Origin of the sequence: Streptomyces sp. NPDC044571 (assembly GCF_040647115.1) — a bacterium.
Taxonomy (GTDB): Bacteria; Actinomycetota; Actinomycetes; order Streptomycetales; family Streptomycetaceae; genus Streptomyces.
In genome coordinates, this window is sequence record NZ_JBEZBN010000005.1 from 36,281 (window position 1) to 46,809 (window position 10,529).

Below are 10,529 nucleotides of genomic sequence, written 5' to 3' on the forward strand. Positions count from 1 at the left end.
GGCCTTCCTGTGGGGCGTGCTGAGGGAACTGGAGCGGCACCTGACCCGGGGGCCGGGTGTCGCTCGCGGCTCAGGCGGGGTGTGGGGTGGGTTCCGGGCCCGTCTGGGTCAGGAGGGATCTCAGTTCGGTGGTGACCTCGGGGTGGCGGGGGACCAGGTAGAAGTGGCCGCCGGGGTGGAGGGAGAGGGTGAAGGGGCCCCTTGTCGTGGTGGACCACGTTTCGGCGTCTTGTGGGGGGACTCGGGGGTCCGTAGTGCCTGTCATGGCGGTGACCGGGCAGGTGAGCGGGGGGCCGGGGGTGTGGACGTGGGATTCCACCGCCCGGAAGTCGGCGCGTAGCGCGGGGAGTGCCATGCGGAGGATGTCTTCGTCTTCCAGGGGCGGGACGTCGGTGCCGTTGAGGCGGGAGACCTCGGCCAGGAGTGCGGCGTCGCCCAGGTGGTGGAAGGACGGTCCCAGGGGGAGGTGGGGGCCGCGGCGGGCGGAGGCGACGAGGTGGGCCGGGGGGCGGCCCGCGGCTTCCAGGAGGCGGGCCAGCTCGAAGGAGACGACGGCGCCCATGCTGTGGCCGAAGAGGGTCAGCGGTGTCTGGTCCTCGGGGTCGAGCAGGCGGAAGAGGGCTTCGGCCAGTTCCGTGAGCGACAGCGACGCGGGTTCCGCGCGCCGGTCCTGGCGGCCTGGGTACTGCACCGCCAGGACGTTCACCTCCGGCGCCAGTTCCTGGGCGAACGGCAGGTAGAAGCCGGCCGAGCCGCCCGCGTGCGGCAGGCAGAGCAGGCGGGGTGCGCCCGGGTGTGCCGGGCGGAACTGGCGGATCCAGAGGTGGCGTTCGGCGGTGATGGTGGCGGTGGTGGTTGTCATCGTGAGAGTACGGATTCCGTGAGGGCTCGGCGGTAGAAGAGCTGCGCGTCGTCCTCGTCGAGGAGGCCGGACGCGCCGTGCAACTGGAGGACCTCCGTCGTGGTGTCCACGGCCAGTTCCTTGGCCAGGCCGAGGGCCTGGTTCGGGCGGTCCCCCCGGTAGAGCAGGCTCCGGACCGCTTCCAGCCTCGCCGACAGGGCCGCCAGGCGGAACGCGGGGTGCTGGTGGGAGCCGAGCGGAGCCCCGAAGAGGATCCTCCGGCGGGCGTGCGTCACCCCCAGGTCCAGGGCTCCTCGGCACAGGCCCGTCAGGTATGCGGCCTGACGTGAGTGGGATCGGGAGAAGACTCTTGTCGGGTCGGCCAGTCGTCCCGTCGCCACCAGGGGGGTGTCGGGAGGTGCCGTCACCGTGAAAAGGCCGCCTCTGCCCAGGTCCTCGTGTTCCGTCAGGCGTATGTTCGGGTCGTCCAGTTCTATGAGGGAGAAGCTTTCCTCGTCGACCGTCAGTAGCAGGTCCGCCTGGTCCGCGCAGCGGACGAAGCGGCGGTCCGGGCCCGCGAGCGCGACCGCCAGGTCGCCGTGCCGCAGCGCGTCGACGAGGTCCTCCGTCTCCGGTGTCGCGGGCAGTGCCGCGAACGCGTCGAGCGCCGTCACCGTGTCGAGGTAGGGGCCGCGGTAGAGGGTCTCGCCCAGCAGTTCGGCGACCGGCAGGACGTCGTGCGTCTCGCTGATCGCGCCGGACTCGGCCAGCGTGGCCCACACCGCGGCCTGCGTACCCGCCGCCTCCTCCGACAACGGCCGTTGGCCGAGCCGGCGGAGTACCGGGCGTAGTTCGGGGGACGAGAAGAGGTCCGTGAGGGGGGAGGAGGGCGCTTCGGCGCCGCTCTCGTCGGTCAGGGTCACAGCAGCTCCAGGTGTGAGGTCGCGATGGCGCGCAGCATCACCTCGGACGTTCCCGAGGCGAGCGTCAGCGTCGGCGCGTAGCGCAGTGCCCGCTCGATCCTCCCGAGGTCCGGCGCGTCCGGGTCCTGGTTGGTGAGCAGACCGTCCCGGCCCCGCAACTCCAGGCAGAACCTGGCCACTTCCCGGGCCTGCTCGGTCACGTACCACTTCGCCATGGCGGCGAGTACGGGGTCGGTCCTGCCGGCGTCCAGTTCGGTGACCATCCGCCAGGCGAGGGCGTGCCCCGCCGCGAGGCGCGCGTCGAGGGCGGCGTACCGCTCCCGCAGCCTCTCGGGCACCGCGTCGGCCACCGAGTCGAGCCAGTGGCGGATCTTCGCGTGGAAGTCGATGCCCGTCCGTTCGAGGAGCAGTAGCTCGTTCATGAGCCGCCAGCCGTCGTCCACCTCACCGACGACGTCCTCGCGCGTCAGCCGCACCCCGTCGATGGAGATCTCGCAGAACGCGTCGTCGGTGAGGTTCGGCAGCGTCCTGATCGTCACCCCCGGGGAGCGCAGGGGGAGGAGGAAGAGTCCGATGCCGGGCATGGTCCCCGGCACCGTGATCGCCGCGCACAGGGCGGTGTCCGCGAAGCCGGACTTCTGGTTGAACACCTTCGTGCCGTACAGGCGCCAGGCGCCCTCGCCGTCGGGCTCGGCCCTCGTCGTCATCCGCCCGAGGTCCGAACCGGCCTGCGGTTCGGTGAAGAGGACCGTCGCGATCCGCTCACCCCTGGCCAGCGGCGGCAGCAGTCGCTCGCGCTGCGCGTCGGTGCCGCTGTCGAGGACGAAGCGCCCCACGATGTCCACGCTCAGCACGTGCGCGTCGTCCGGTACCCCGGCGAGGATCATCTCCTCGGTGACCACCGCGGAGTCGTAGTGGCCGAGGCCGGCGCCGCCGTACCGCTTCGGCCAGCTCGGCGCGAGCCAGCCGCGCTCGCCGAGCAGCCGGTACGTGGTCAGGAGGCCCGGTTCCCTGCCGGGCGGGAACCGCCGGATGCCGTCCACCTCCTCCTGGACCGCCGGCGAGCGCAGCAGCGCCCGTACCTCCTCGCGGAACGCGATGCGAGCCGGGGTCGGTCGCGCGTCCGGGATGTCCGTCGCCGGAAGGAGGGGCGTGGTGGGCGTGGTCGTGGGCGGTGGGGTCGCGGTGGTCACGGCTGGGTCCCTTCGAGGAGCGCTCCGAGTGTCCGGGCCAGTTCCGTGACGTGCGGAGCCCGCATCATTCCGTAGTGGTCGCCCGGTGCCCGGTGCCCGATCACCGGCCCGCTCGTCCAGGCCTCCCAGGCCTCGGCCGTCGCCTCCGGGGAGTCCTCGGCCAGCAGCAGGTCGATGCGGCCGTCGTACCGCTCCGGGCGCCAGACCGCTCCCGTCGACAGGATCGCGAGGAATACGTCCATACGCCGCAGCAGCAGCTCGGCGGAGCCGGACGGGGCGAGCCCCGCGTCCACGAGCGCGCCGACGACCCGGTCGGACTGCGCCGTCTCGTCGAGGCCGGCCAGTTCGTCGGCCGACGGTCCCACGGCCTCGTGCCCGGCCGTGAGCGCGAGATTCTCGGCGAACAGGGCGCGCAGCAGCGACGCGGCCGGCGCCTCCTCCCGTACGGGCGGCTCCTGCGTGTCGAGCAGCGCCAGCAGCTCGACACGCGCGCCCCGCTCGCGCAGCTTCACCGCCGTCGCGTGGGCGAGGCCGCCGCCCACCGACCAGCCGACGAGGCGGTACGGGCCTTCCGGCGCGGTCGCCCGTACGGCGTCGGCGTAGGCCTCCGCCATCTCGGCGACGGACCGGGGGAGCGGGCCGGCTTCGAGGCCCAGTGCCTCGATGCCGTAACACGGCACACCCGGCGGCAGCTCGCGGCAGAGCGCCGCGTACGACATCGACGAACCGCCACTGGCGTGGAGGAAGAAGACCGGTGCGTGGCCGGGGGTTCCCGGGCGCAAGGGGACGACGAGGCCGGTTGGGGTGAAGTCGGTGGTCGGGGTGGGTGCGGTGGGTGCGGTGGTCGTGGTGCTCGCGGTCGTCGGGGTGGGGGTCTCCGGCACCTCGCTCTCGATGAGCTCCGACAGCGCGGCGACCGTCGGCGCGCGGAAGAAGGCGCGCAGTTCCAGACTCACCCCGAAGGCCTCGCGGATCCGGGACGTGATCTGGGTGATCCGCAGCGAGTTCCCGCCCAGGGTGAAGAAGTCGTCCGTGACCCCGATGTCCGTCGTGCCGAGCACCCCGGCCCAGATCTCCGCGACACGCACCTCGGTCGGGGTACGCGGCTCGACCCGCTCGGAGGCCGCGGGACCGCCCGGGTTGGGGAGCTTCGGGTGGTCGATCTTGCCGTTGGCGTTCAGCGGGAAGGCGTCGAGCGCGATGAACGCGGTCGGGATCATGCCGACCGGGAGCAGCGCGGTCAGCGCGTCGCGCAGCGCCGTCGCGTCCGGCTCGGTCCCGCCGTCGGTCACGAGGTACGCGACGAGGGCGCCGTTCCGTACGGTCACAAGAGCCTGCCGGATGCCGGGCCTGCCGGTGAGCGCCACCTCGATCTCGCCGGGCTCGATCCGAAGGCCGTTCAGCTTGATCTGACGGTCCGCCCGGCCGAGGAACGTGAGCACGCCGTCCTGGCGTCGGACCGCGAGGTCGCCCGTGCGGTAGACCCGGCTGCCGGGCGGACCGTAGGGGTCGGGCAGGAACTTCTCCGCGGTCAGCCCGGGGCGGCCGAGGTAGCCCCGGGCCACGCCGGTGCCGCCCACGTAGAGCTCGCCGGGTACGTGGACGGGGGCGAGGTCGCCGCGGTCGTCCAGGATGTACGCCCGGTAGCCGGGGAGCGGCAGACCGATCGGCGGGGGGCCGTCGAGCACGTCGGGGACGAGGTGGTCGATGCAGGCCACGGTCGCCTCGGTGGGGCCGTAGGCGTTGTGGAAGGTCCGGCCGGGGATGTTCCACCGGTTGACCAGGTCCCCGGGGTAGGGCTCAAGGCCCACGAAGAGGGCCCGCAGGTCGGGGAAGGCGTTCGCGTCGAGCTCGGCGAGGATCGACGGGGGCAGGTCGGTCACGGTGACCGCCTCGGTCTGCATCAGCTTCGTGAGCGTGCCGAAGTCGTGCAGCACCGTGACCGGTGCCTGGACGAGCGCCGCGCCGCTGGTGAGCGCCGAGAAGAAGTCGAAGACGCTGACGTCGAAGGCCGGGTTGGCGAACTGGAGGACCCGGTCGCCCTTGCCGAGGCCGAAGACGCCGACGATGCCGATGATGAAGTCGACCGCCTGGCGGTGTTCCACCACCACGCCCTTGGGGCGGCCCGTCGAGCCCGAGGTGTAGATGACGTAGGCCGCGGAGGCCGGGTCGATGGGGTGGATGGGGCTGGTGGGGTTAGGGGAATCAGCGGTATCGGGATCTGCGTCCTGCGCGTCGAGGAGTACCGGGGTCACCTGCGGGGGCAGCAGCTCCGCCACGCTCCGTACCGTCAGCACCGTGCGGCAGCCGGAGTCCTCCAGCATCCAGGCGATCCGGTCCTTGGGGTAGCCGGGGTCGATCGGCAGGTAGGCCGCGCCCGACTTGAGCACCCCGAGGAGCGCCGCCGGGAGCTCCGGGCCCCTCGGCAGCAGGACGGCGACGATGTCGCCGCGGGCGTCGAGCCGGGCGTCGAGGCGCCGGGCGATCCGGTCGGCGTGTGCGTTCAGTTCGCCGTACGAGACGGTGACGCCCTCGAAGAGGGTCGCGGGCGCCTCGGGGTCGGCGGCGGCGCGCTCCTCGAACAGCTCGTGGAGCAGCCGGCCGCGCGCGTCCGGTGCGGCGGGGCCGACGGCGTGGTCGAGGGCGAGGGCGCGCTGCCCGGAGCTGAGCAGGTCGATCCGGCTCAGCGGGATCGCGGGGTCCGCGCAGACCTGTTCGAGGATGGTGGCGTAATGGGCGAGCAGCCGCTCGATCCGGTCGGCGTCGAACAGGTCGGTGGCGTACTCGGCCCACAGGTCGAGGCCTTCCCCCGGGACCTCGGTCGCCTGGACGGCGAGGTCGAACCGGGAGGTGCCCTGCTCGGTCGGCTCGTGGATCACCTGGAGCCCGCCCGCCTCGCCCCGGTCGGGCGTCGCGTTCTGGAGGGTGAAGCAGACCTGGAAGAGTGGGTTGCGGCTGGCGTCCCGCTCGGGGCGGAGCTCCCTGACGAGCCGGTCGAAGCCCAGCTCCTGGTGGAGATGGGCACCGAGGACGGTGTCCCGGGTCCGGGTGATCAGCTCGCGGAACGCCGGGTCGCCCGCCGTGCTCGTCCGCAGCACCAGCGTGTTGGCGAAGAAGCCGATGAGCCGCTCGATGTCGGGGTGGGTCCGGCCGGAGAACACCGAGCCGACGACCACGTCCTTGGCGCCCGTGTAGCAAGTGAGCAGCGCGTTGAAACCGGCCAGCAGGACGCTGAGCAGCGTCGCCTGCTCGGCGCGCGCCAGCTCCGAGAGCCGCGCACGCAGCTCCTCGGGCAGCCGGAGCGTGGTGGTGGCGCCGCGGAAGCTCTGCTCGGCGGGGCGCGGCCGGTCGGTCGGGATGTCCAGGGCCGGCAGGTCGGCCAGCCGCTCGCGCCAGTACGCGAGCAGGCGCTCGGTCGCCTCGGCCGAGGCCTGGCCCCGCTCCCAGCTCGCGAAGTCGGCGTACTGCACCGGCAGTTCGGGAAGCTCGGGGGTGGTGCCCGTCACGGCCGCGGCGTAACAGGCCGTCAGCTCCGCGACGAGGATCCCGGTCGACCAGCCGTCGGTCGCGATGTGGTGGATGCACAGGACCAGCAGGTGGTCATCGGCGGCGAGCCGGATCATCCGGGCGCGCAGCACCGGTCCCGCGGCCAGGTCGAAAGTGCCGGTGGACACCTCCTCCGCCAGGGCGTGGGCGGCCTCCTCGGCGTCCGGCCGCCCCGTCAGATCGGTGACGGGCAGCTCCACCCGGTCCGGGGCCGGGTCGACGACCTGGTGGGGTACGCCGTGCTCTTCGAGATAGCGGGTGCGCAGGATCTCGTGCCGGCCGACGACGCGGGTGAGCGCCGTGACCAGGTGCCCGTGGTCGAGCGGCCCGCGCAGGCGCAGCCCCAGCGGCGAGTTGTAGACGGGCAAGTCCGGCATCCACTTGTCGAGGAACCAGAGCCGCTGTCCGGCGAAGGACAGGGGCAGCGCCCGGTCGCGCGGCACGGTCGGCACGCGCGTCACGGCGCCCCGGCGAGCGCCCAGCTCCTGGAGCAGACGCTTGGCCTCGGTGGCCCCGCCGCCGGCCGCCCGGCCCTTGCGCGCGCGAGCCGGAATCGGCCCGCCGGCCTCGAACCTCGGCATGCGTCATCTCCTCCTGGCTGACTTCTGGCTTATGACTTCTGGCGTCTGACGTCTGACGTCCGACTGACTTCTGGTCCATCGCACTGTGGCCCACCCGCTGGGGGACGGCTATCGGGACTTCTCCCGACTGTCTCGGCCCGACGCGCACGACCTAGCGTGCGCGGCAGTTTCCCGAAGTGCGCGCGGGCGTGGAGGAGGTGGTCCACCGGTGTCAACCGGACGACCGAGGTGGATGGGTGCGCGACCGGCGCGTGAGGGCAGCGATTTCAACCGTCTGTGGGCGGGCGACGCGGTGTCGCAGATCGGACAGCAGGTCACGCTCTTCGCCCTGCCCTACGCGGCGTTGACGGCACTGCACGCCTCCGGCGGCCAAGTCGGCCTGCTCCAGGCGCTGTACACGCTGCCGTTCCTTCTCGTCCCGCTGCCCGCCGGCGTATGGCTGGAGAACCGCACCAAACGGCCGGTGCTCATCTGGGCGAGTCTGCTCAGCGCCGTCCTCGTCCTCTCGGTCCCGGTCGCGAACGCGTTCGGCGCTCTGGGCCTCGCGCACCTCTATGTGATCGCCTTGCTCGGCGGTGTCCTGACCGTCGTCTCCGACATCGCGAAGACGTCCCTGGTGCCGCGGCTCGTCGACGCCGACGAACTGGCCTCGGCCAACAGCAAGCTGAACGCGGGGCTCGCCGTCGGCGGCACCGCCGGGCCCGGGATCGCGGGCTGGCTGACCGGGCTCGTCGGAGCCCCGTACGCCCTCGTCATGGACGGACTCGCCTATCTTTGGGCCGCGTTGATGACGGGCCGGGTGCGACACCGCGAACCGTCCCCCGAACCCGGGCGCCCCGCCCGCGACCTGCGCAAGGAGACGAAGGACGGACTACGGACCGTCTTCGGTACGCCCCCGGTGCGCAACATCGCCCTGCACGCGGCCCTCAACAACGGCGGCGCCCAGCTGCTCAACGTCGCCCTCATCGTCTACCTCGTCCAGGACCGGGGGTACGGGAGCGGCGCCTACGGGCTCGTGCTCGTGTGCGGCGGAGTCGGCGCCGTCCTCGGCATCCTGGCCGCGCCCGCGCTCATCCGCGTCTTCGGTTACGGGCCTGCCATGCTCGGGGCCCTGGCCGTGACGGTGAACGCGTACTGGATCGTTCCGGCGGTGGAAGGTTCGCGCACCCTCGTCGTCGCGTCCTGCGCGCTCGCCGTCGCCGCCGCCTCGGCGGGTACGGGGATCGGCGGCGTGGTCGCCGTGACGGTACGTCAACTGCTCACCCCGGCCGAGCTGCACGCGCGGATGAACGCCAGTTACCGGATGGTCACCTTCGGGACCATTCCGCTGGGCGCGTTGCTCGGCGGCCTGCTGGTCGAGCGGATCGGTGCCCAGGGGACCCTCTGGATCGTGCCGTTCGTCCTCACCGCGGCCGTACTGCCCCTCGTGCCCTCGCCCGTACGCACGCTCGGCAAGGAGATCGTGCAGTCGGGGGAGTCGGGGGAGTCGGGGGCGCCTGAGGGGCCTGGGGCGCCTGGGGGTCCTGGGGCGGTTTCCGAGGAGGAGAAGGTTCTCTAGCGGGAGAAGTGACCCCGGGGTGCGCCCCGGGGTCCCCCTCGTCGGTTCACGCCGGCGACACGCGGGCCTCGCGCAGGGTCTCGTAGAACGGCAGGTGGTGGCGGAGGTAGCCGGACAGGACCGGGTCGGTCCCCGGGTCCACGGCGTGGGCGCGCCGCTCCGCGTGGAAGCCGGCGGAGTTGCTGGCCTCCACGTGCCAGCGCGAGGTGCGCTGCCACTCGCCGCGATCGCCGGGCTTCCAGCTCAGCGCCTCGGGGAGGAACGGGATCCCGACGGCGGTGCAGTAGGCGGCGATCAGGCCGGGGGAGTCCTGCATGAGGTCGGCCGAGTCGATGACGACCGGCGTCCGCGCGGACGTCTCGGTGACCGCCCGGTAGAGCTCGTGCTGCGTCTCGCCGCCGATCTGGTGGAGCCGTACCTCGGGGTTGAGGGCGTGGTACGAGGCGATGGTCTCCTCGGGGTGGCGGATCATGAACGTGTGCGTGGCATCCCGCCCGAGGAACTCCTCGTCTGCGAGGAGGGCCGGGTAGCGCTCGTCGGTCGTGTCCTTGAAGAAGATCGGCTTGGACTGCGCCAACGTCCGTATGGCCGCGATCAGTTCCTCCTCCGACCCGACCTTCGTGCCCTCGATCTCGACGCTGCCGAACTCGGCCAGGTTGGAGAAGGGTTCGTGCAGGACGTGGAAGTCGCCGCGCTCGGCCATCATCCGGAAGAAGGCCGTGGAGCGACTGCGCGGCATGGCCCACAGCGCGATGATCCGGGGCTGGTCTTCCGCATCGTTCCTCGTGGTCACAGTGGCTTACATCCCTTCGTGGTCGCCGTCAGAGGGCCCGCAGTCTGGCACGGAACGGAGCCCTTCCCAAGGAATCCCGGCCCTCCGCCGGGTAGGGGAACTCCCCGACTGTTCGCCGCCCGTGAGGGGTGCGAGCCTCGAACCAACTTCGCGGTGCCCGGGTCGGTGGAGGCCCTGGGCCGGCGGGCCCGGCTCATGCGGAGCCCGGTTCAACTCGACAGGAAATGTGTGATGTTGCCATGAAGGCGCTACGGGTGTGGTCGAAGCCGGACGAGGTCCGGATGTGGCTGCTCTGCCTGCCGCCCGGCGGCGGTGGCGCGCGCCTGTTCAAGGACTGGGCCGACCTGCTGCCTGCGGGCCTCGGTGTCGCCGCGCTCGAACTGCCTGGTCGCGGAGGCCGACTTGGGGAGCCGCAGGCCACGAGCATGACCGAGGTCGTCGCGGAGTTCGCCGACGCCGTGGAGCCGCTCCTCGAACGCCCGGTGATGCTCTTCGGGCACAGCATGGGCGCCGTCCTGTCACTCGCCCTGGCCCGCGAACTGCGCGCCCGGCGCGGCTGGCGCCCGCTGGCCCTGGTCGCCGCCGCGAGCGAACCGCCCGAGCGGCGGAACGTCCCGGTGTCCCTGGCCGACGCCTCGGACGAGGAGCTGGTCACCTGGCTCCGCGGTCTCGGCGGCACCTCCGACGAACTGCTCGCCAGCCGGGAGTTCCTCGCCGAGATGCTGCCGGCCCTGCGCGCCGACCTCGCGCTCGTCGAGGGCGCCGAGTGGCCCGAACTGCCGCCGCTCGACTGCCCGTTGCATGTCTACGTCGGCGAGCGGGACGCGGCTGTCGACGGGCCGGGCGCGGCGCGCGGCTGGGCCGCACACACCACGTGTGAACAGCCGCTCCGCAGCTTCCCGGGCGGTCACTTCTTCGTACAGGAATCCGCCGATCTCGTCCTGGCCGCTCTGGCCGAAGACGCGAACACCGCGGTCGGGGGCCGGCTTCTGCGATCCCGGTGAGCGGTCCGGGCGCATGGGGGCGAGGTCGAAAGGGAGGAACAGGCATGGTCATGGCGGATACGTCCGAAGAGCGTGAAGAAGTGCGTGAAG

7 protein-coding genes are annotated in these 10,529 nt (G+C 72.3%); 2 read left to right on the plus strand and 5 right to left on the minus strand.

The genetic code is table 11. The features are described from left to right. Nucleotides 1-70 precede the first annotated feature (70 nt). From AB0B01_RS04110 to AB0B01_RS04125, 4 genes are read right to left on the minus strand one after another with little or no spacing between them, the layout of a single operon-like run. Nucleotides 71-862, minus strand: a complete 792-nt coding sequence (locus AB0B01_RS04110; RefSeq protein WP_361712662.1) for an alpha/beta fold hydrolase — start codon at nt 860-862, stop codon at nt 71-73. After that, nucleotides 859-1,764, minus strand: a complete 906-nt coding sequence (locus tag AB0B01_RS04115) for an acyl-CoA dehydrogenase family protein (protein WP_361712664.1) — start codon at nt 1,762-1,764, stop codon at nt 859-861. The genes AB0B01_RS04110 and AB0B01_RS04115 overlap by 4 nt, the downstream gene beginning before the upstream one ends. Continuing rightward, the gene (locus tag AB0B01_RS04120; protein ID WP_361712666.1) at nt 1,761-2,957 is read right to left on the minus strand and encodes an acyl-CoA dehydrogenase family protein; all 1,197 of its coding nucleotides are present in this window, start codon (nt 2,955-2,957) and stop codon (nt 1,761-1,763) included. Before AB0B01_RS04120 ends, AB0B01_RS04115 begins: the two co-directional genes overlap by 4 nt. Beyond that, nucleotides 2,954-7,084 carry an amino acid adenylation domain-containing protein gene (locus tag AB0B01_RS04125; protein ID WP_361712667.1) on the minus strand — a complete coding sequence of 1,377 codons (4,131 nt, stop codon included), beginning with the start codon at nt 7,082-7,084 and terminating at the stop codon, nt 2,954-2,956. The genes AB0B01_RS04120 and AB0B01_RS04125 overlap by 4 nt, the downstream gene beginning before the upstream one ends. A gap of 232 nt (nt 7,085-7,316) precedes the next feature. Here AB0B01_RS04125 and AB0B01_RS04130 point away from each other — a divergent pair, with 232 nt between their 5' ends. Beyond that, a complete protein-coding gene (locus AB0B01_RS04130; protein ID WP_361712669.1) occupies nt 7,317-8,642 on the plus strand; it encodes an MFS transporter in 1,326 nt (441 codons plus the stop codon). 46 nt (nt 8,643-8,688) lie between these two features. On the opposite strand, the gene AB0B01_RS04135 is transcribed toward AB0B01_RS04130, so the two are convergent. After that, nucleotides 8,689-9,435 (minus strand): sulfotransferase family protein, encoded by a 747-nt coding sequence (locus AB0B01_RS04135; RefSeq protein ID WP_361712671.1) that lies wholly within the window; start codon nt 9,433-9,435, stop codon nt 8,689-8,691. A 239-nt stretch (nt 9,436-9,674) separates the two neighbouring features. On the opposite strand from AB0B01_RS04135, the gene AB0B01_RS04140 reads away from it, so the two are divergent. Then, nucleotides 9,675-10,439, plus strand: coding sequence for an alpha/beta fold hydrolase (locus AB0B01_RS04140; RefSeq protein ID WP_361712673.1), 765 nt, complete (start codon nt 9,675-9,677; stop codon nt 10,437-10,439). The last annotated feature ends 90 nt before the right edge of the window (nt 10,440-10,529 follow it).